Annotated in this window: 19 protein-coding genes; 5 read left to right on the top strand and 14 right to left on the bottom strand. The window is 42.7% G+C overall.

Features of this window, described 5'->3' with window-relative positions; genetic code table 11:
* The first annotated feature begins 17 nt into the window (after positions 1-17).
* On the top strand, positions 18-2,795 hold the full coding sequence (locus tag F0249_RS14020) for an insulinase family protein (protein ID WP_171757025.1): 2,778 nt from the start codon (positions 18-20) through the stop codon (positions 2,793-2,795).
* Positions 2,796-2,955: 160 nt separating this feature from the next.
* Here the strand turns inward: F0249_RS14020 and fadJ are convergent, their stop codons facing one another.
* On the bottom strand, positions 2,956-5,073 hold the full coding sequence (fadJ, locus tag F0249_RS14015) for a fatty acid oxidation complex subunit alpha FadJ (RefSeq protein ID WP_171757024.1): 2,118 nt from the start codon (positions 5,071-5,073) through the stop codon (positions 2,956-2,958).
* Positions 5,073-6,380: an acetyl-CoA C-acyltransferase FadI gene (fadI, locus tag F0249_RS14010; RefSeq protein WP_017052465.1), complete on the bottom strand. Its 1,308-nt coding sequence runs from the start codon at positions 6,378-6,380 to the stop codon at positions 5,073-5,075. The genes fadJ and fadI overlap by 1 nt, the downstream gene beginning before the upstream one ends.
* Before the next feature lie 478 nt (positions 6,381-6,858).
* On the opposite strand from fadI, the gene F0249_RS14005 reads away from it, so the two are divergent.
* From F0249_RS14005 to F0249_RS13990, 4 genes are all read left to right on the top strand, one after another.
* The gene (locus tag F0249_RS14005) at positions 6,859-7,407 is read left to right on the top strand and encodes a sigma-70 family RNA polymerase sigma factor (protein WP_017052466.1); all 549 of its coding nucleotides are present in this window, start codon (positions 6,859-6,861) and stop codon (positions 7,405-7,407) included.
* A complete protein-coding gene (locus tag F0249_RS14000; RefSeq protein ID WP_136994358.1) occupies positions 7,400-8,125 on the top strand; it encodes a DUF3379 domain-containing protein in 726 nt (241 codons plus the stop codon). Before F0249_RS14005 ends, F0249_RS14000 begins: the two co-directional genes overlap by 8 nt.
* Positions 8,126-8,403: 278 nt before the next feature.
* Positions 8,404-9,702: an outer membrane protein transport protein gene (locus F0249_RS13995; protein ID WP_113796809.1), complete on the top strand. Its 1,299-nt coding sequence runs from the start codon at positions 8,404-8,406 to the stop codon at positions 9,700-9,702.
* Between the two features lie 296 nt (positions 9,703-9,998).
* Positions 9,999-11,273, top strand: a complete 1,275-nt coding sequence (locus F0249_RS13990) for an outer membrane protein transport protein (protein ID WP_171757023.1) — start codon at positions 9,999-10,001, stop codon at positions 11,271-11,273.
* 161 nt (positions 11,274-11,434) lie between these two features.
* Here the strand turns inward: F0249_RS13990 and F0249_RS13985 are convergent, their stop codons facing one another.
* From F0249_RS13985 to F0249_RS13930, 12 genes are all read right to left on the bottom strand, one after another.
* Positions 11,435-12,253 carry a VacJ family lipoprotein gene (locus F0249_RS13985; RefSeq protein ID WP_253825326.1) on the bottom strand — a complete coding sequence of 273 codons (819 nt, stop codon included), beginning with the start codon at positions 12,251-12,253 and terminating at the stop codon, positions 11,435-11,437.
* Positions 12,254-12,358: 105 nt separating this feature from the next.
* Positions 12,359-13,579, bottom strand: coding sequence for a c-type cytochrome biogenesis protein CcmI (gene ccmI / locus F0249_RS13980; protein WP_171757022.1), 1,221 nt, complete (start codon positions 13,577-13,579; stop codon positions 12,359-12,361).
* Positions 13,579-14,064, bottom strand: a complete 486-nt coding sequence (locus tag F0249_RS13975) for a cytochrome c-type biogenesis protein (protein ID WP_017052472.1) — start codon at positions 14,062-14,064, stop codon at positions 13,579-13,581. The genes ccmI and F0249_RS13975 overlap by 1 nt, the downstream gene beginning before the upstream one ends.
* Positions 14,061-14,612: a DsbE family thiol:disulfide interchange protein gene (locus F0249_RS13970; RefSeq protein ID WP_113796801.1), complete on the bottom strand. Its 552-nt coding sequence runs from the start codon at positions 14,610-14,612 to the stop codon at positions 14,061-14,063. The genes F0249_RS13975 and F0249_RS13970 overlap by 4 nt, the downstream gene beginning before the upstream one ends.
* Entirely contained in the window at positions 14,613-16,595 is a 1,983-nt protein-coding gene (locus F0249_RS13965; RefSeq protein WP_017052474.1) for a heme lyase CcmF/NrfE family subunit, read from the bottom strand.
* Complete coding sequence (gene ccmE, locus F0249_RS13960; RefSeq protein ID WP_113796798.1) at positions 16,592-17,077, bottom strand: cytochrome c maturation protein CcmE; 486 nt, start codon at positions 17,075-17,077, stop codon at positions 16,592-16,594. Before ccmE ends, F0249_RS13965 begins: the two co-directional genes overlap by 4 nt.
* Positions 17,074-17,280: a heme exporter protein CcmD gene (ccmD, locus tag F0249_RS13955; RefSeq protein WP_017052476.1), complete on the bottom strand. Its 207-nt coding sequence runs from the start codon at positions 17,278-17,280 to the stop codon at positions 17,074-17,076. Before ccmD ends, ccmE begins: the two co-directional genes overlap by 4 nt.
* 1 nt (position 17,281) lies before the next feature.
* Complete coding sequence (locus F0249_RS13950; protein WP_171757021.1) at positions 17,282-18,034, bottom strand: heme ABC transporter permease; 753 nt, start codon at positions 18,032-18,034, stop codon at positions 17,282-17,284.
* 97 nt (positions 18,035-18,131) lie between these two features.
* The gene (ccmB, locus tag F0249_RS13945) at positions 18,132-18,800 is read right to left on the bottom strand and encodes a heme exporter protein CcmB (RefSeq protein WP_017052478.1); all 669 of its coding nucleotides are present in this window, start codon (positions 18,798-18,800) and stop codon (positions 18,132-18,134) included.
* A 1-nt stretch (position 18,801) separates the two neighbouring features.
* Entirely contained in the window at positions 18,802-19,419 is a 618-nt protein-coding gene (ccmA, locus tag F0249_RS13940) for a cytochrome c biogenesis heme-transporting ATPase CcmA (RefSeq protein ID WP_017052479.1), read from the bottom strand.
* 233 nt (positions 19,420-19,652) lie between these two features.
* A complete protein-coding gene (locus F0249_RS13935) occupies positions 19,653-20,159 on the bottom strand; it encodes a DUF2802 domain-containing protein (RefSeq protein WP_017052480.1) in 507 nt (168 codons plus the stop codon).
* Positions 20,159-20,653 (bottom strand): chemotaxis protein CheW, encoded by a 495-nt coding sequence (locus F0249_RS13930; protein ID WP_017052481.1) that lies wholly within the window; start codon positions 20,651-20,653, stop codon positions 20,159-20,161. Before F0249_RS13930 ends, F0249_RS13935 begins: the two co-directional genes overlap by 1 nt.
* Between the last annotated feature and the right edge of the window lie 22 nt (positions 20,654-20,675).

Raw genomic sequence — 20,675 nt, 5'->3', positions numbered from 1 at the left:
TTTTTTGGAGATGCTCTGTGCACCTAAGTCCAAATGATACCAATCAATATCGTTATTTAACGTTATCGAACGGGTTACGTGTTTTGTTGATTCAAGAAATCGACGCACAAAAATCTGCCGCCGCTCTTGCCGTGAATGTTGGCCACTTTGATGATCCTCTCGATCGTGAAGGGCTCGCTCACTATCTTGAACACATGCTTTTTTTGGGTACGGAAAAATACCCTAAAGTGGGTGAGTTTCAAAGCTATATTAGCCAACATGGTGGTAGAAATAATGCTTGGACTGGAACTGAACATACTTGCTTTTTCTTTGATATATCGCCGAACGTCTTCGAAAAAGCACTCGATCGCTTTGCCCAATTTTTTGAAGCACCTCTCTTTAATGAAGAAGCATTAGATAAAGAACGCCAAGCCGTCGAGTCGGAATACAAACTGAAACTCGCCGATGACTCTAGGCGTTTGTATCAAGTTCAGAAAGAAGTGGCCAACCCCAAACACCCTTTTGCTAAATTTTCGGTGGGCAATCTTGAAACCCTCAATGATCGTGACGGGCAATCCATTCGCCAAGAGATTTTAAATTTCCACCAGCAGTGCTACTCATCTGATCTCATGACGCTCGCGGTGACAGGCCCTCAACCATTAGATGAGTTGCAACAGTGGGTCGAAGACAAATTTTCCGCTATCCAAAATAAAAATCTCAATCAAAAGTCCATTTCAGAGCCGATGACAGACGACAATAGCGCTGGTATCACTATCTGTATCGAACCTGTAAAAGAGATCCGCAAACTAATTCTCGCGTTCCCTCTTCCCTCAATGGACGAATATTATGGCAGCAAGCCTTTATCCTACTTTGCTCATCTATTAGGTTATGAAGGGAAAGGAAGCCTAATGATGCAACTGAAAAATAAAGGTTGGATCACCTCGCTTTCCGCAGGAGGAGGCGCAAGCGGCAGTAACTATCGAGAGTTTACCCTCAGTTGCTCACTAACCGATGAAGGGTTAGCGCATACCGATCAGATCACTCAAGCGGTTTTCCAATACTTCAAGCTTATAGAGTTTCAAGGGATGGATGAATGGCGTTACATTGAGAAACAAGCCGTTCTTGAATCAGCGTTCCGTTTCCAAGAACCAACACGCTCTATGGATTTAGTCAGCCATCTCGTCATCAACATGCAGCACTATTCACCAGAAGATGTGATCTATGGGGATTATAAAATGTCTCATTACGATGAGACGTTCCTGCGCTCCCTCTTCTCCTATTTTTGCCCACTCAACCTAAAAGCGACAGTGATAGGTAAAGGGCTAAGCTATGATAAGACCGCTAAGTGGTATTTTACCCCCTACTCCGTCACACCGTTTAGCCAACAACAACTTACCCATTTCCAGCAGATCGATCCTAGTTGGGATTTTCAACTTCCAGATAAAAACCCCTTTATCTGCTACGACTTAGACCCAACGCCACTGGAAAAAGAGGCAGAGACTCCTGAGCTGATTGAAGATCTTGAGGGTTTCCGATTGTGGCATTTGCAAGATGCTCAATTCCGAGTACCAAAAGGGGTCGTCTATGTGGCAATAGACAGCCCTCATGCTGTTGAAACACCCATTAACATCGTTAAAACTCGGCTGTGTGTTGAGATGTTCCTAGACTCACTGGCCGAAGAGACTTATCAGGCTGAAATTGCTGGTATGGGCTATAACATGTACGCTCATCAAGGTGGAGTCACACTGACATTATCGGGCTTTAGTCAGAAACAACCTCAACTGCTCGATATGATCCTATCGCGTTTCTCACAACGAGATTTTAGCCAGGAAAGATTTGATTCGATTAAGAATCAACTTTTGCGTAGTTGGCGAAATTCAGCTCAAGATCGCCCAATTTCACAGCTTTTTAATGCGATGTCTGGAGTTCTTCAACCAAACAACCCTCCATACACGGTATTAATCGAAGCATTAGAACAGATTAAAGTAGATGAATTATCCACTTTTGTTGACGCTATTCTCGCAGAACTTCATGTAGAGACCTTTGTTTATGGGGATTGGACTCAGCAACAAGCTCACGATATTGCCACGACATTAAAAAACGCATTACGAGTAAAAAACCAAGCATACGAAGAGTCACTAAGACCATTAATCATGTTGGGCAACAGTGGTACTTTCCAGCATGAGGTTGTATGCGATCAGCAAGATTCTGCGGTGGTTGTTTATTACCAATGCGATGACATTCTTCCGCGCAGCATCGCGCTATATTCGCTAGCTAATCATCTTATGTCGGCAACATTCTTTCATGAGATCCGTACCAAACAGCAATTAGGCTATATGGTGGGAACGGGTAACATGCCTCTAAACCGCCACCCGGGGATCGTCCTCTATGTTCAATCGCCTAATGCTGCTCCAACAGAGTTAGTTGCGTCGATTGACGAGTTCTTAAATGCTTTCTACTTAGTGCTACTTGAGCTGAATGAGTACCAATGGCACAGCAGTAAAAAAGGATTATGGAATCAAATGGCGACACCAGACGTGACTTTACGTGGACGCTCTCAGCGCTTATGGGTTGCCATTGGGAATAAAGATGTAGAGTTCAATCAGCGAGAGAAAGTGTTAGAGGAACTAAAAGCCCTTAGCCGTTCAGACATGATTCGTTTTGTTATTAATGAATTAAAACCTCGGACATCAAATCGACTGATCATGCACAGTTTAGGTAACGCTCACCTAGAAGAGAAAAGGCTGGATCTAGGGCACGATATTGATTCAATTGATCAATTTCAGCTCAGAGCTAAAGATTGTGATTTAGGCTAATCGATAAATTGGCCTAAGTTTCTAATTTAGGGTCAGTGATTGGCGAAATGTAAAAGCAAGTAATAAAAACGCCCGCAAATAGTTAGCGGGCGTTTTTGTATCTTGTGAATAAACGATAACCATAAAGCAATGGCTACCATTTATCCTCTGCGACTATATATCAGTAGAAGCTTTCATCTAAACCCGCGCGAGTGAGCAAACCATCACACGGAGCATATCGGTCACCATATTTTTCCGCGTATTCATTCATCATTTCAACGAGGGCTTTGATTCCAATCTGATCCATATATCGGAATGGGCCACCGAGGAAAGGAGGGAAACCGATACCGAAGATCGCACCAATATCACCATCTCTTGGGTTACGGATAATACCTTCATCCAAGCAGCGAACCGCTTCATTCAACATAGGAAGCACGCAGCGAAGTGAAATATCTTTTTCTGTTAGCTTAGCTTCTGGCTGTAATTTCAGTAGTTTATAAACGGATTTATCGACTTCCTTTTTCTTGCCTTTGTAACTGTAGAAGCCTTTACCACTCTTACGACCTTTACGATCATCATTAAGCAAAATATCGAAAACATCCGGGCCTTTAAAACGAGGGCCTAATTCATCCACAAGAATCGGCATAATTTTCGCCCCAATATCCACACCAACTTCGTCTAATAACGTAATCGGCCCAACTGGGAAACCAAAATTAAGCAGCGCTTTATCTAGTGCATCAATAGGCTCACCACCTATCAACACCTGAGCTGACTCATTCATGTATGGCGCTAAGATTCGGTTTACGTAGAAACCCGCACAATCTTTTACAACAATTGGCGTTTTCCCTTGTTTACGAGCAAAAGCAACCACTGTCGCAATAGTCTCGTCAGAGGTTGTTGCGTGCGGAATCACTTCCACTAGCGGCATTTTTTCGACCGGACTAAAGTAGTGCAAACCAACAATATTTTCAGGCCGCTGTGCTTTTTCTGCAATTTTGTGGATTGGCAACGATGACGTATTGGTAGCAAAAATAGTATCTCGTTTTGCGTTTGCTTCGATATCCGCAACCATTCCCTGTTTAAGTTCTAGATCCTCAAATACCGCTTCAACGACAACATCAATAGTATTAAAGCTCGTGAAATCAATGCCCCCAGAAAGCTGTAACATCTTACTTTCCAGACCAGATTTAGTAATGATCCGGCGCTTAAACTGCTTGTTGAACAACTTGTAGTTATAGTTCAACGCATTTAATACACCGTCATTAGACACATCTTTAATCCGAACTGGGACTTTCGCTTTAGCGACACTAACGTGACTGATTCCCGCTCCCATCAAACCGCCACCAAGTACACCAACACGGTTAACGGGCAATGGCGTAGAATCTGAGCCGTTGTCTTTTTTCATTTCCGTCGTTGCAAAGAAAATCGAACGCAGCGATTTAGATTCTGGCGTCATCACCAGTTCACTGAATTTTTTCGCTTCTAATTGCTGGCCTTTCTCAAACCCATTTTCTAATCCGTTGCGAATAACCTCAAGGATGGCATCAATCGCAGGGTAATTTCCGCGAGTCTTCTCATATGATTTCTTTGCCGCTTGTTCGAAGATGACTTTGCGTCCAAGTCCACTATGAGCAATCAACTTCTCTTTGGTTGATACTTTACGTTTTGCTTTTTTCTTACCTGAATACTTTTCTACAAAATCTTTGGCGACGTCGAGTAACACCGAATTAGGCACACAAGCATCCACCACTCCGAGTTTCTTCGCTTTTTTAGCTCTAAGTTGCTTACCCGTCATAATAAGATCAAGAGACGGAAGCAAGCCAATCAAGCGAGGCAGACGCTGAGTACCACCGGAACCCGGAAGCAGTCCTAATTGAACTTCCGGTAAACCTAAGCGCGTTTTATCAGAATCACTACACACTCGGTAGTCACAAGCGAGCGCTAACTCAAGTCCACCACCTAAACATGGGCCGTGAATCGCAGCCACAACAGGGTATGGCAAGTCAGACAATGTCTGGAACATCTCTTGCCCTTGTGTCGCTAAGGCTTCGGCTTGTTCTGCTGTCGTGCAATCATCGAGCATGCGAATATCAGCACCTGCGATGAAGTTGTCCGGTTTCAGTGAGTGAACAATCAACCCTTTAATTGTCGATTTTTTCTCTTCTAACTGAACAAAGATGGCTTTCATATCATCAGCAAACGCCGCTTGAAGGGTGTTCATTTTTTCATTGGGTACATCGATGGCGAGCCAAGCTAGGTTTTGCTCATCAATCGTTAAATTAAATGCTTGCTCACTCATTACTCAACCTCCAAAATCATTGCCGCGCCCAAACCACCAGCTGCACATGCTGTATTTAAACCAATTCCGCCACCTCTGCGTTTTAATTCACGTAGAGTTTGCGTCATCATTCTTGCGCCTGTTGCTGCAAATGGGTGCCCATAAGCAATAGAACCACCAAGTACATTAAATTTGTCCATATCGATCTCCCCCATCGCTTTTGAACGACCGAGGTTTTCTTGTGCAAATTTATCACTCGCAAACATCTTCACATTCGCAAGAGCTTGTGCGGCAAAGGCTTCATGCATATCAATTAAAGTTAAATCTGACAGTTCTAGACCCGCCTTTTGTAACGCCATTGACGTCGCATAAGATGGCCCCATTAACATGTCTGTCTCAACGCCAATCGCAGAAAAGGCATACGACCGAATGTAACCCATGATTTCTAAACCGAGCTCCTTCGCTTTTCCTTCACGCATAAGCATTACCGCAGCGCCACCGTCTGTTAAAGGCGTACTATTTGCAGCAGTGACACTTCCGTATTGGCGGTCAAAAGCAGGTCTAAGCTTAGCGTAACCCTCTAGAGTCGAGTCATGTCGAATATTGTTATCTTGAGAGATCCACTTCTTATATGGCGCAGGAAATGCAGTCATGACTTCATCTTGGATCTTACCCTCGTTCCAAGCAATTGATGCTAAGGAGTGCGAGCGATGAGCCAAGGCATCTTGTTCGGCTCGAGTGATACCGTGAGTTTTTGCCATCTGCTCAGCCGTCTGCCCCATCGATAGCCCTGTGGAATATTCAGCCACCGCAGGAGGTACTGGCATCAAATCTTTCAGTGATAGGCTTTTGAGGATTTTAAGTTTCTGCCCGACCGTTTTGGTTTTACTTAAAGCAAGTAAATTTGCCGCCAGTTTTTTCGTCACACCAATAGGCAAAACAGAAGAGGAGTCTGCACCGCCAGCGATACCGATATCAATAGAGCCAGCCATAATGCTCTCTGCAACATTAACAGAAGCTTGGAAGCTCGTCGCACAAGCGCGAGTAACACTATAAGCGTCAGTATGGATATTCATTCCTGTTCCAAGGACAATCTCACGGGCAATATTCGGCGCTTCAGGCATTTGAACCACCTGACCAAACACGACTTGTTCAATTAAAGCAGGATCGATATCGGTACGAGCAAGCATTTCACTCACCACCATTTTTCCAAGATCGACGGCTGGTACTTGGCTAAATTCAGTGCTTTGACGTGCAAATGGTGTTCGCAGCCCCGCAACGATTGCTACACGTTCACCTGAACGCGTGGTGACTTCCTGTTTGCCCATTGTTTCTCCTTAGAATAAGAGGTCTGACCTGATTGCATTGTAACGAAGTTGTTAAAAGAATCAAACGCTCGTTTAACTAAACGTGAACTACAATCGTGTTCTGGATTAACAATTTACTACTTAATCTAGGGAACTATTGGGAAGGAGTAGGTTCGAACCACTTGAATTTAAAGCAAAAAAAAACCACACAAAGCTGTGTGGTTGGAATGTATATAAAGCAATTAACTTGCGCCAATTGAAATAATCAGTTTCCTGATTAGGAGAAAGTAAAGTCAGCCTTCAAAAGGAAGTTGTTGTCTTGCTCAACACGCTAGTCATAAATGACTAACTAGACAACAATGTGTACTATAACGGCTTGAGAGCGCGATATTTTGAAGTAGATCAATTTTAGTGTGATTTGCAACTTTCGAAACTGGACATAAATAAAAAAAATGCTATCCGCAGAGCAAAAATGGAGGCTCATGTGTCGATATTAAAAATGTTTGGAAATAAAAAGCCAGATCGTCCGGTCAACTCTGATATGGACAAACAAAGAAAATACGAAGCGCTTGTAAGGGCCTACCATCGAGATCTATTCCGCTACGCTTATTGGCTATGTAAAGATAAGAGCGTTGCTGAAGATCTTGTGCAAGAGACCTGCTTAAGGGCATGGAAATCTCTCGATAGCCTACAAGACGAAAAAGCGGCAAAATCTTGGCTCATTACTATCTTGAGACGAGAAAATGCACGACGCTTTGAACGAAAACAGCTTGATCTCGTCGATATTGATGATCACGGCCATGAAGCCAAGATCAATGATGACCCACATCATCAACAAGAGTGGCTTCAAGCACAAATAATGAAACTAGAGGTCGATTACCGAGAACCCCTCTTCCTACAAGTTGTAGGTGGATTCAGTGGTGAAGAGATTGGAGATATTTTAGATCTCAACAAAAATACGGTAATGACTCGCTTATTCCGAGCCCGCAATCAATTAAAAGAGATGTTGGATTCGGATGAGAAACAGAGAGGGCAGCAAAATGGATGATTTAGAATTTCGCCGCCGCGTTTTGTCTGACCCAAAACGGCGAGATCAACAGCTATTAGACGCATTAACAAATAATGAAGCTAACGGGAAGTTTCTTGATGACGTTTTAAATTTAGATACACAAATATCTAACGCAATGAACGTTGATGTTCCGGATGATTTAGCCGATCGAATTCTATTTAAGCAAACATCGAATGAACAGAATATCATCAGACCGACTTTTGCTAAGCGTGCCATGGCGATGGCGGCATCTGTGGCTTTTGCATTTGGTTTATTAGTTGGGCAAGTCAATTGGGGTAATATTGTGGTTTCCCCAGCACAAGCAAGTTTAGCCGATACCGCGATGAAGCATGTCGTCGATGAAAGCAGCTTTGTAAACGTACTGGATGAAAAAGTCACTTCTCAGCAAATTAATGCCAAGATGTCACCTTTTGCTTACCAGTTCGATCAGAACTTTCCTTACCATGTTTACTACTTAAATCATTGTGGCTTTGGTAAATCTAATGCGATGCATATGGTTTTTCAGGGTGAAAAAGGCAAAGTCACACTGTTCCTAACAGGCATTAAAAGTGAGCAGCCTATCGACTTCAATGAAAAAGGTATGTCAGGCGTTGTTACTCCAATTGGCAACACCAGTATGATCATCGTCGGGGAAAATGGAGAAGATGTCGCTAAGATCGCCGAAAACCTAACACCAATGATACAACCTGCAAGTTAATTCAATTTTCAGCCCAGCATTCGTGCTGGGCTGCTTTATTTTAATCTATCATTCAATTTCCTCCTGCATCGGCAATTCAACTTAGAGTTAAAACTCTAAAACCATGCATTTACAACCAATATCGTGCCAGATAGCCATCATTTCTGTAATTTTGTCGACATTTAATTCAATGGTCGGATTTCTATACCTTATACTAACCGCTATTATCCGTTCCCAACTGAGTATTAACTCAAATTAAATCGCCCTATTAGAGGCGGGACATCTCAAGGAAAACACTAATGACTAATAAAACGCGTCTGTTTAAAAAGTCTCTTTTAGCAGTGACAATTACTTTAGCCTCTAGCCAAGCAATGGCGGCAGGTTTCCAACTTAATGCACAATCAGCAACCGGCATTGGCCGTGCATTTGCTGGTGATGCGGTAATTGCTGATAACGCTTCTGTCATGGCGCGTAACCCAGCGGCAATGGCACTATTCGATGAAACTGCTTTCTCCATCGGTTTCGAAAGCATCACTTCGCTAATTGAAGTGAAGGATGCTAAATACTGTGGTACAACATGCCAAGTAGTCCCAGGGCTATCACCTCCAAAAGACGCAAGCGATGATGATATTGGCGGAACTTCTATTGCCCCTAATATCCATTTGATTGTCCCTATTAACGAGCAGTTCGCATGGGGCGTAAATGCATACTCTAATTTTGGAACAAAGACTGAATTTTCTGATAGTTATTCTGCGTCGGAATATGGCGGTGTAACTGATGTTAAAAGCTTCAATATAGGTTTAGCAGGATCATACCGAGTTAATGATCAATGGAGTTTTGGTGCTGGCCTCGATTTAATCTATGCTCAGGGCACGATGAAACGAGTAGCAAGTAATGATGTTGCTAACATTGGAGGTATGGACCTAATTAATGTTGATAAAGCAGATGGTATTGCTGTTGGCTTTAACTTAGGTACCGTTTACGAACTTGACCAAAATAACCGTTTTGGCGCTGCATATCACTATAGTCCAAAATTCACAGCTGAAGATGATAAGAAACAAGAAATCACTTTACCATTGCCTGACATATTCGAATTTTCAGGCTATCACAAAATAGAAGATACCAAATTTGCCGTTCACTACAGTGTCCAGTGGATAGGTTGGGGTTCATTTGATCAGATTGATTTTCGTAATTTAGAAGGCTCACCTTTAGGTTCAAGTTACGACAAACTATATGAATGGCAAGATGGTTGGCACTATGCTATTGGTGGTACTTACTACCTAAATGATACCTGGACACTGCGTACAGGCTACATGTATGACACTAGCGCGCAAGACTCTCTAACTTCAGTTTCAGTTCCTGATTCTGATCGTCAATGGTTTTCAGCAGGTTTCACTTACCACATAAATAAAAAATCGAACATCGACTTTGGATTTACTTATTTGCTAGGTGCTGATGTTTCAGTTGAAGAGTCCACTGGAAATCCATTCTATGATCCAAACAACCCACTTGCTGGGCCTAAAAACTTATCTACTTTATCTGCAACCACTCATGCAGATGCAATCTTAGTCGGCTTACAGTACAGCCGTACTTTCTAAGCACAAGCTATTTAGCACTCTATGTAAAAGGCTGGTTTTCCAGCCTTTTTTTGTGGCTGCTATACTTCAATATCATATTTTCAGTGTACAGTTGTTAGCGAAACTGCCTATTCCATACCACATGTGTTCGCTCAAAAATCAAAACCTTCTCGCAACAATTAGCATAAACATCTATATAAAAATTAAATCTAGCCATTTATCCTCAAAACATGCTTTTCATCGAATTACATTTTTAAAGTAATCACTCTAACATTAGAATCACGCTACTAAATTTTATCAGTTCAGCGAACATTATAATGAAATCAAATAAAACTCTTCTATCTTTAGCGGTCGCTTTTAGCCTCGCATCTGTATCAAGCGCCACTAACGCGGCAGGTTTTCAGCTTGCTGAATATTCAGCAACCGGTCTTGGCCGTGCTTATGCTGGTGAAGCGGCAATGGCCGACAATGCAAGTGCACAATGGCGCAACCCTGCAATGTTGACTTATTTAGAAGGGACACAGATCTCAACTGGTGCTATTTATGTAAACCCAAATATTGACGTTGACGGCACAAGTGCTGGCAGCATTAAAGCTGAATCACACGACTTTGCTCACGATGCGATAATCCCGAACCTTTATATTTCCCACAAATATAATGACCAATTTGCCGTTGGTGTTGCACTAAGCACAAACTACGGCATGGAAACGGATCTTGGTACTGACTTTGCTGGTGCTAACCACGGCAACGAAGCAAGCGTGATCAGTAAAGAACTAAACCTCAACGTTGCTTACCAATTAAATGAACAAGTAAGTGTTGGTGGCGGTGTACGCTATGTGATCGCAGAAGGCAGTTTTGGTGCAGTAGCTCCACCACAAACGGGGGCACTAGCAGGCACCACTCTAAAGTACATGGAAGGGGATGATAAAGCATGGGGCTGGCAAGTGGGTACCGCTTGGCAAATCAATGACGCTCATCGAATTGGTTTTGCTTATAAGTCTGAAGTAGCACTAACGCTTGAAGGCCATGCTAATGGTGCAGGGTTTGACCTTATTGCAGCTCCAAATGTTAAAGCAAAATATGCGGGCTCAATGGAGCTAGCACTTCCTGCAACCGCTGAACTTGCAAGTTTTCATCAATTAACAGACAAAACAGCTGTCCATGCTAGTATCAACTGGACTGATTGGAGCAGCTTTAAAGAATTGGTAGCACACATTCCTGAGCTACCTCAGCCAACACAAGATATCAAAAAAGAGAACTGGAAAGACAACTATCGCTTTGCCATTGGTTCAACTTATCAAGCAACACCAAAATTAGCGTTACGTACAGGCGTAGCTTACGATACTTCAGCAGTAGACGAAGCCGACCGTACCGCGACTATTCCAGAAACCGACCGTACTTGGTTGAGCGTTGGTGCAAGCTACCAATGGTCTAGCCAACTGTCTTTAGATGCTGGTTACACCTATATTTTCGCAAAAGATGCGAAAATGCACGAAGATGATGCTAAATCATCTATGTTTGGTGGCAACTTTGAAGGCGAAGTAACAGGTAATGTTTGGTTGATCGGTGTTCAAGCTAACTACGTTTTCTAATTCCGTTTCTGAATCAAAAGTTTTTGAATAAAGAATTTCTGAATAAAAGGTTTCTTAATAAAAAGCTTCTGAATAAAGAGTTTCTTAGCAAAAAGCTTCTTCGTACAAAAAAGGCTTGGTTTCATACCAAGCCTTTCTTTTATCGACAATAACAAGAACCGTTAAAATTCTTCATCTAGATATTCATCAAGATAAGCTTCTTCATCTTCATCAATTTCAGTTGTGGTGTTAATCTCGGCTTTAAAATCTTGGCGTTGCAAGAACACCTCTCGAGACAATGCATATGGATCTGGCGACGTTTTTAGCTGTCCCTCTTGAGGAATCAACTGCACTCGTTTTTCCATCCCCTCTAACGCCCACTTACCTAGCCCAGCCCAAACATTCAAATAACTAAGCGGCACATACATTCCATCAACGGTATCGGTGACTTCTCGAACCGTATAAGGTCCGTAACCAGGGAGCATCAAATACGGGCCGTTGCCGACACCATAATGACCAAGCGCATCACTGAACGCTTTATCATCGTTTTTAGGTATTCCTGCTTCTGATGCAATATCAATTAAGCCCACTAAACCAAACGTAGTGTTAATCCAAAAACGGTTAAAGTGATTGACCGCTTGTTCTCCATTACCCATTACGAGGTTATTCACCATGCTAGAAGGTTCATCTAAATTGGCAAGCACGTTAATAATACCTAAGCGTATTGGGTGCGGAACATATTCAACATAGGCGACAGATACAGGACGCACTAAATAGGGGTCAAGGTAGTCGTAGTTGATATCCCACATTGCTCGGTTAAAGCTTTCAAAGGGATCGTTAGGGTGTGTTTCATCGATATTAGCTGTAGAGTCAGTTCCATTCACAGCATTACTTTCATCAATGACTTGCTTTTCCGGTGCGCTAGAACAACCCACCGTCATCAAAGCTAAAAACAGACTTAAATGTAATTGTAATCCGCGTGTTAGCATTTTATCTTCCATAAATAAGGCCAGCGATGCTGGCCTAAGTAGCAATATACTTATTATACTGATATTCAATACCATAGAAATAAGTATATTTAATATGTAATCAACCGTTTAACTACATCAGTATTGCTGCTCAATCTTCAACGACGCAGGTTCACCAAGAGAAACGACTGAGCTTTCACCATACCAATCACCATCTCGCGTTGAAACATTTCCGTCACTATCCAGTCTAGCTCGAACAATTAAGCTCTCTAGATCCGATAGTTTACGACCTTGCATCATACTATTGCCGTCATCCAATACGATCGTTCTTGGGAATGAACCTAAAGGATATCGAGCAGCAGCAATTGGCATTGGCGCGCCATCAGCACTATGCACTGAAACGACCAAAACGGCGTTACTTGATGGATTAACTTGAGCACCTAATGAGATAGTAACCGCGACATTTTTACCACTTGGAGTTGCTTCAACGCCCATTTTCTTCTTAGCATTCTCAATACTACGAGCCAACATAGTATAACGGCTATCATCAGGGCCAATCATTTGCTGCATAATACTCCAGTATTTAACCGCAGCCGGATAATCCTGACGCTCAAAAGCATCAAAACCAAGTAGAGAAAAGACTCGCAAATCGACATAGTCTTCCTGAACGAGGCTACCGAGCAATCGACGCGCTTTGTCTTGATCAGCGTCATCTTGAGACAACATCAGAGCTTGAGCATAACCCAATTTAACATCTTCATTCTCTGGTTCGAATCTATACGCCTTGCGCATAGAGTTAATGGCAGTTTCAACATCACGGTTCGCTAACCCAATTCGCCCAAGTAGCAACCACCCTGTGGAATCTTCAGGTTGATAATGTAAGCGAGTACGAAGTGCTAACGTCAGGTCTTGCATCTCATCATCAGTTAATGCATCGCCTTCTGGAGACATCAATTTCTTCGTTAATGCCGGTAAATTGGCTGAAACGTCTTGCCATTGCTGCACTTTATCTATCGCACCAAACTTCATATACATGGCATAAGAGAGTGCAATCACCAATAAAAACGATGGTAGTAAAATAACGGCCGCCGGTATTTCGCTACCACGACTGTTTTTTTGCTCCGTAGGGATGTCATCCAAAAGCGACTGCTTCAGGTCTGAAATCAGATCTTGTTGATCATCCACAAGCCCTTCATCGGCTTCTTCTTCAAGTTCAGATAAACGATCTTTGTAGAGAGCTTTGTTTAATTCATCGCGTAGTGCTTCATCATTATTTGCCCTTTTTTTAATGAAAGGCATCGCAATAAAGAGGCAACTAATAAGAGTAAGAACTAGACTCGATATCCAAAATAACGTCATTACTGTTTATCTCCGTCTTTTTCTTCATTAAGCAACGATTTCAAACGTGCTTCTTTCTCTTCATCCCACTCTTTAGATTCTGCCGTTTTTACCACTTTAGATTTGCGGCTGCGTACCACAATCAGAGCAAAACCTAGAACGATGACAAACAGTGGTCCACCCCATAACACCGATGTTGCTAGAGTCAACGGCGGGTTATAAGTAACGAAATTGCCATAGCGAGCGATCATATAGTCAATGATCTCCTGCTCCGACTTTCCTGCTTTCGTCATTTCATATACTTTTTGGCGAAGATCTTGTGCTAATTCTGCGTTAGAGTCACCAATCGTATTATTTTGACACTTAGGGCAACGCAACGTGTTACTTAGCTCTTTGAATTGCTGCTCTTGTTCAAAGTTATCAAACTCATGAACTTCAATTGTGGCATAAGCTGAAATTGACAGAAGCATGCTCGTCATAAAAGCAACGAAGATACGTTTCATCATTTCGCCTCCTCCAGAAGAGCTTGGTACATTGGTTGCAATGTCTCTTTCCAGTTAGCTGGATTAACATCACCAACATGGCGATAGCGAACTACGCCATTTGCATCAATTAAAAAAGTTTCAGGTGCGCCATACACGCCAAGATCTAACCCTAACATACCATCACCATCAAACAGGCTAATCAGGTATGGGTTGCCTAATTCAGTTAACCACTGCACCGCTTTATCACGCTGATCTTTATAGTTAAGACCAATGATTTTCACACCATCTGACGACAATTCATTAAGGTATTGATGCTCGGCATAACATGTCGGACACCAGGTAGCCCAAACATTCAACAGCAAGGGTTCGCCCTTGAAAATAGCTTGATCATGCAACTTTCCTGGTTGAGCTAAGTCTTCTAAACGAAACTCTGGAACTTGTTTACCAATCAATACCGATTCCAATTTGGTCGGGTCATCACCTGAAGAGTTTCGAACAAGCTGCGATGCAAAAACCGCCGCTAGAACCATAAACATAACCAGTGGGACAAATAATATTTTCTTGTTCATCTACGCGACCTTCTCTTGTTCACTGCTGGTTGTTTTTGATGATGACGATTTACGGAAGCGGTAGCGTCTATCACTAATTGCGATTAAACCACCTAGTGCCATCAATATTGAACCAGCCCAGATCCAACGAATAAAGGGTTTATAGTAAATTCGAACAGCCCATGAGCGGTTATCATCCAGTCTCTCACCCATTGCAATGTATAAATCACGAGTGAAACCGCTGTCGATAGCAGCTTCTGTCATCATTGAACGAGTCGTTGTGTAGAAACGTTTTTCAGCGTGTAGCGTATTAACGTACTTACCTTGTTGCGTGATTTCAAAATCAGCGATGTAACCATCATAGTTTGGTCCATCTTCATCTCGTACGCCGGAGAAGTAGAAATTGTAATCTTCTATTTGGAAGTGCTCACCTGGCGCAAGACGAACATCACGTTCAATGCTGTAGTTCTGCACCATTGCGATACCAATCACAGTAACAGCCAAACCAATATGTGCGAACATCATCGCCCAGTGACTGCGCTGAAGTTTTCTTAACCCTGTGAAAAAATCGTGACGGTGAGTTGCACGTTCATACAGCTCAAAGCTGTGCATGAACACAATCCATAACGCCATAACCCAGCCCATGTAGGCCATTCCAGTGAATCGGTCTGCCAATAGCCAAACCATAGCTGCGGCTAAAGTGAATGACCCAACACCAGAGATCAACATTGGTTTGATCAGTGCTGACATATTGTCACGCTTCCAACGAACCAAAGGACCAATACCTAAGAGGAACGAGAAAGGAATCATTAACCAGCTAAACAACATGTTAAAGAATGGAGCACCGATTGAAACTGAGCCTAAGCCAATCTGTTTGTGCACTAGCGGAAGCAGTGTCCCAACCAGTACCACAACCAAAGCTGCAATCAATAAAATGTTATTTGAAAGCAATGCGTTTTCGCGTGAAATAAGACTGAAGTTGCCGCGAACTCGTACCGATGCACCTTTCACTGCAAACAGCAGTAATGAACCGCCAATCACAAAGACTAAGAAGCCGAGAATGAACATGCCACGAGCCGGATCTGAGGCAAACGCATGAACAGAGACTAAAATCCCCGAACGAACAAGGAAGGTACCTAATAAGCTTAAAGAGAACGCTGAAATAGCGAGTAGCACTGTCCAAGCTTTAAATGTGCCACGCTTTTCTGTTACAGCAAGAGAGTGCATTAATGCTGTACCCGCTAACCACGGCATAAACGAAGCATTTTCTACTGGATCCCAGAACCACCAGCCGCCCCAACCAAGTTCGTAATAAGCCCACCATGAACCTAGCGCGATACCAACCGTTAAAAATGACCACGCAGCGATAGTCCAAGGACGAGACCAACGTGCCCAAGCTGTATCTAAACGACCAGTCATCAAAGAAGCGATAGCAAATGAGAACGCCACTGAGAAACCAACATAACCCATATATAGCATTGGTGGGTGGATGATCAAACCTGGGTCTTGTAATAGTGGGTTTAGATCTCGACCATCAATTGGGAAGAATGGCAGTGTTCTCAGGAATGGGTTCGAAGTGACGATGATAAACAGTAAGAAACCAACGGAAATCATCCCCATAACCGCGAGTACCCGCGCAACGGACTCTTGCGGCATGCCTCGGCTAAATGTCGCTACTGCAACCGTCCATCCTGCTTGAATGAGAACCCATAAAAGCAAAGAGCCTTCATGCGCACCCCAAACAGCGGTAATGCGGTAGTACCAAGGAAGTAAGCTATTCGAGTTACTCGCCACATATTGCAGCGTAAAATCGTTTTTGTAAAAAGCCCAACATAGAATAAAAAATGATAGGCAAAGCATGATGAACATACCCCAAGACAAAGGTCTCGCAGTATTCATCAATGTGGTGTTATTTCTCGATGCTCCCACCAGTGGAAGCAGACTGAGTAACACTGCCAACCCTAACGATAGGATTAAAGCAAAGTGACCAATTTCAGCAATCATTGATTACTTCCTTGAGTTTGTTCGTCTGTGTACGTTAATGGCTCATGGGTTTTCTTCATTGCTTCAGCCACTTCAGGCGGCATGTACTCTTCATCATGCTTAGCAAGCACTTCAAATGCTTCAATTGTTGTTGCGTCAAGTAGAACCCCTTGAGCAACAATACCTTGGCCTTCACGGAAAAGGTCTGGAAGAATACCATCGTAAACAATCGTCACTTTTGGACCAACATCCGCAAGATCGAAGCTTACTTGTAAAGATTCAACATCACGCTTCACTGACCCAACCACGACCATACCACCGATACGAAGTCTTTGGCCGACTTCTGGTTTCGTCCCATCATCTTTGCCATTGACCAATTCCGTTGGCGTGTAGAACAGATCCATGTTTTGATTCAGTGCATATAGCATTAAACCTACTGTGGCACCAATACCAATGAAAAGAGCGAGAATAATACCAAGTCTCTTTTTGCGTCTTGGGGTCATAGTGTGTTCTCCATATTTTTTGCAGCATCGATTCGAGCTTGACGATCGATTTTAGCTTGTACATCGCGAAGTAAGGTTTTACCACGCTTAATGCTTGAGATAAGCAAAATAAACATTGATAAGAAGGTAATCCCGAAAGCACTCCATACGTAAGCCGCATAGCCGCCCATGTTCAACATCGCGCTGAATGATTCAAAATGCATGTTAGTTACCTCTCTTAGCGTTATCTAATGCTAATTGTTGTACCCAAGGACGATGGCTTTCTTTACTGATGATTTCATTTCTAAAGCGCAGCATTGTCACCGCTCCAAAGAAAAATGCAAAACCAAATATATTCAATAATAGTGGCCATAGCATATCTGAAGAGATAGATGGTTTATCGAATTTAGTAATTGAGGCACCTTGATGAAGGGTATTCCACCACTCAACTGAGAAGTGAATAATAGGTAGATTAATCACACCAACAATAGCCAAAATACCTGCCGCTTTAGCCGCCGTTTTCTGATCGTCAAATGCGTGATAAAGCGCAATTACACCTAAATATAAGAATAGAAGAATAAGCTCAGATGTTAAACGAGCATCCCAAACCCACCAAGCGCCCCACATAGGCTTACCCCATACCGCTCCAGTCAACAAAGCGATGAAGGTAAAAACAGCACCGATTGGAGCCATGGCCGCTGCTGCCATATTCGACAATCTAACTTGCCAAACAAGACCAATAAATGCTGCGATTGCCATAGACATATAAGCGCCCATAGACCAAATAGCCGCTGGCACATGAATATAGATAATTCTGAAGCTATCGCCTTGTTGATAGTCTGAAGGAGCGAATGCTAACCCCCAAACACTACCGCTAAACAAACACAATAAAGCTAATACAGAAAACCACGGAAGAAGTGTGCCGCTTAGGCGATAAGCGGTTTCCGGTTTGGCATAGGGATGGAGCCATTTCCACATGTTCACTCTCACTTTTACTTCAAATTGCTAACAATGCTTTTACGCGTTGTTGATTATTATATTTATAATTAACTCAATTAGAGCTGTCGAAAATCAATTAGTTCACACTGACTCTTAATGCCGCACTAATCGCAAATGGTGTCAGCGTCATTGCTCCCATAAACATGGCACCTAAAACGGCAAGTTGTCCATTATAAGCCACCCCTAAAGATGCCGCATCAATTGCTGAGGTAGCAAAAATTAGGATTGGAATATACAGAGGTAAAATCAATAGGCTCAGCAGCACGCCACCTTTTTGCAGCCCGACAGTCAAAGCGACACCAATTGCACCGATAAAACTTAACGTAGGTGTTCCGACAAAGAGGGTTAGAACGACCGCTAACCAAGTATCGAAATCAAGCGATAACAACACCGCCAGTAACGGACTGATTAAGATAAGAGGCAACCCCGTTAACAACCAATGCGCGATGACTTTTGACATCACAACTAATTGTAATGGGATGGGCATTAGCATCATCTGCTCTAAAGAGCCGTCTTGAAAATCATCACGGAATAGTCGTTCTAATGATAATAAAGCAGATAGCAGCGCCGCTACCCAGACAATACCTGCCGCAATTCGCGCTAATAAATTAGGCTCCGGCCCAATACTCAGCGGGAATAAAGTAATAACAATAATAAAAAACCACAGAGGGTTAAAAATGTCAGCTTGCCTGCGAAATGCAATTAGCAATTCGCGGCGTACAATCGTGCTCATCGCTGAGATCATGTTAACCACCCAACTTAATTTTTCGAAGTATCGGATTATCAGCAAACATGTCTTGGTGGGTCGTGAGCAATACTATGCCCCCACTTTGCGCATGCTTTAGAAAAAGCGCTTCTAACACTTTCACCCCTTGCTTATCAATTGCCGTTAAAGGCTCATCAAGGATCCATAAAATCTGTTCACTCAACCATAGACGAGCCAGCGCGACTCGTCGCTGTTGACCAGCGGAAAGCTGTCCGACGGGTACATCCTCTCTACCAGCAAGCCCAACTTGAGTGAGCGCTTGGAAAATGTCTTCTCTAGAGGTGTTATTACCATGAATAGATTGGTAAAAATTCAGGTTCTCAAATGCGGTGAGTTCGCGCTTCACTCCTGTTTGATGGCCTAAAAAGAGCAAGTCTTGATGGTAGGTATCGCGGCTAGATTCAATTTGTTCACCTTTCCACGAAATCGTACCTTCGTCTCTCTCGCCTAAGCCAGAAATAATGCGTAAAAGTGTTGTTTTACCCGTGCCATTTCTACCTTCAACTTGAACAAGTTCACCCGGTTGAATATTAAAGGAAAGAGATTCAAACAAAACTCTCTCATCGCGAATTGCAGTTAAATTAGATACTTCGAGCATAAATTTTTTCGGCACAAAAACATAACAGTTATCTTAACACAGCAAGCCGAATACAAAACAGGAGTAGACCTTTACGAATCACGAAACTACGTAAGAAACTGTTAATGTTCTATCACAATTTCACAATTAATATTGGATATGGCTAAATTTCCATCCCTCTATTTTGCATTTTATTCCTAAAAACAAAAAAAGAAGCCGAGGCTTCTTTTTTCTTCTTCTGTTTTGTACACCGTTTACCGCCGAACATTTTTAGGCGATTGAGGCGATGCTCGATGTTCACCAGTAGAGCGAGGGGTCCCTCTCAATGGTGGCAATTTCTCTTTTCCTGTAAGCTTATTTTGTAGAGACATCATAAGCTCAGCTTCTGCTTTAGGGATTTCGCACTCTTCAATCAACTCATTGACACTCGCGCCTAACTGAACCATTTTACTGGCTCTCGTATACAAACGGCCATCAGTATCAACGTGTTCAAGCTCCACTACTCGCTCATTTAGATGCTTGATAATATCCTGCTGCTCAGTCACTCGTTGACCAAGACCAACCACTACAGATCTCACTTCTAGCAACTGCTTATTGGCTTTTTGAAGCTCTTTCTCAAGGTGCCGTGTTTGCAAGCGAGATGCGTCAAAAAGCTTTTGTGATGCTTGTTTTGTTCGAAACAAGGCAAGCACAAACAGAAGAGCAATTAAAACACCCCCACCAATCAGGAAGGGGATATTTTGTGACAAAACATCAGTCATTATAGGTGAGCCATGTCATCCCATTCTTCATCGGTAAGCAGCTTATCTAGATCAACCAAGATAAGAAGTTTACCGTCACGGTTGCTTACACCTTGAATGAACTTAGCACTTTCATCCGTACCAACACTTGGTGTGGTATCAATTTCTGAAGAACGTAGGTAAACCACTTCAGCAACGCTATCAACTAAGATACCAATCACTTGACGCTCAGATTCAATAACAATAATACGGGTATTGTCCGTCGTTTCACCTTGCATCAGACCAAAGCGAGAGCGCGTATCAATAACAGTAACCACATTACCACGAAGATTAATGATACCTAAAACGTAATCTGGAGCACCCGGTACTGGAGCAATTTCGGTATAACGCAATACTTCACGAACTTGCATTACATTAATACCGTATGTTTCTTGTTCTAATTGGAACGTCACCCACTGAAGAACTTCGTCATTACCTTGTTCTTTTCTTACTTCAACTTCGTTAGCTTGAGACATAGTCAATCCTCTTAATGTCGTT

It is taken from the genome of Vibrio sp. 03-59-1 (genome assembly GCF_013114135.1).
GTDB lineage: Bacteria > Pseudomonadota > Gammaproteobacteria > Enterobacterales > Vibrionaceae > Vibrio > Vibrio cortegadensis.
This window is presented reverse-complemented; position numbering and strand designations above follow the sequence as displayed.

Excerpts from the sequence above, each read along its gene's own strand:
- fadJ (WP_171757024.1), bottom strand. The coding sequence starts at position 5,073 with ATGAGTGAGCAAGCATTTAATTTAACGATTGATGAGCAAAACCTAGCT.
- fadI (WP_017052465.1), bottom strand. The coding sequence starts at position 6,380 with ATGGGCAAACAGGAAGTCACCACGCGTTCAGGTGAACGTGTAGCAATC.
- F0249_RS14005 (WP_017052466.1), top strand. The coding sequence starts at position 6,859 with ATGTTTGGAAATAAAAAGCCAGATCGTCCGGTCAACTCTGATATGGAC.
- F0249_RS14000 (WP_136994358.1), top strand. The coding sequence starts at position 7,400 with ATGGATGATTTAGAATTTCGCCGCCGCGTTTTGTCTGACCCAAAACGG.
- F0249_RS13995 (WP_113796809.1), top strand. The coding sequence starts at position 8,404 with ATGACTAATAAAACGCGTCTGTTTAAAAAGTCTCTTTTAGCAGTGACA.
- F0249_RS13990 (WP_171757023.1), top strand. The coding sequence starts at position 9,999 with ATGAAATCAAATAAAACTCTTCTATCTTTAGCGGTCGCTTTTAGCCTC.
- F0249_RS13985 (WP_253825326.1), bottom strand. The coding sequence starts at position 12,253 with ATGGAAGATAAAATGCTAACACGCGGATTACAATTACATTTAAGTCTG.
- ccmI (WP_171757022.1), bottom strand. The coding sequence starts at position 13,579 with ATGACGTTATTTTGGATATCGAGTCTAGTTCTTACTCTTATTAGTTGC.
- F0249_RS13975 (WP_017052472.1), bottom strand. The coding sequence starts at position 14,064 with ATGATGAAACGTATCTTCGTTGCTTTTATGACGAGCATGCTTCTGTCA.
- F0249_RS13970 (WP_113796801.1), bottom strand. The coding sequence starts at position 14,612 with ATGAACAAGAAAATATTATTTGTCCCACTGGTTATGTTTATGGTTCTA.
- F0249_RS13965 (WP_017052474.1), bottom strand. The coding sequence starts at position 16,595 with ATGATTGCTGAAATTGGTCACTTTGCTTTAATCCTATCGTTAGGGTTG.
- ccmE (WP_113796798.1), bottom strand. The coding sequence starts at position 17,077 with ATGACCCCAAGACGCAAAAAGAGACTTGGTATTATTCTCGCTCTTTTC.
- ccmD (WP_017052476.1), bottom strand. The coding sequence starts at position 17,280 with ATGCATTTTGAATCATTCAGCGCGATGTTGAACATGGGCGGCTATGCG.
- F0249_RS13950 (WP_171757021.1), bottom strand. The coding sequence starts at position 18,034 with ATGTGGAAATGGCTCCATCCCTATGCCAAACCGGAAACCGCTTATCGC.
- ccmB (WP_017052478.1), bottom strand. The coding sequence starts at position 18,800 with ATGATCTCAGCGATGAGCACGATTGTACGCCGCGAATTGCTAATTGCA.
- ccmA (WP_017052479.1), bottom strand. The coding sequence starts at position 19,419 with ATGCTCGAAGTATCTAATTTAACTGCAATTCGCGATGAGAGAGTTTTG.
- F0249_RS13935 (WP_017052480.1), bottom strand. The coding sequence starts at position 20,159 with ATGACTGATGTTTTGTCACAAAATATCCCCTTCCTGATTGGTGGGGGT.
- F0249_RS13930 (WP_017052481.1), bottom strand. The coding sequence starts at position 20,653 with ATGTCTCAAGCTAACGAAGTTGAAGTAAGAAAAGAACAAGGTAATGAC.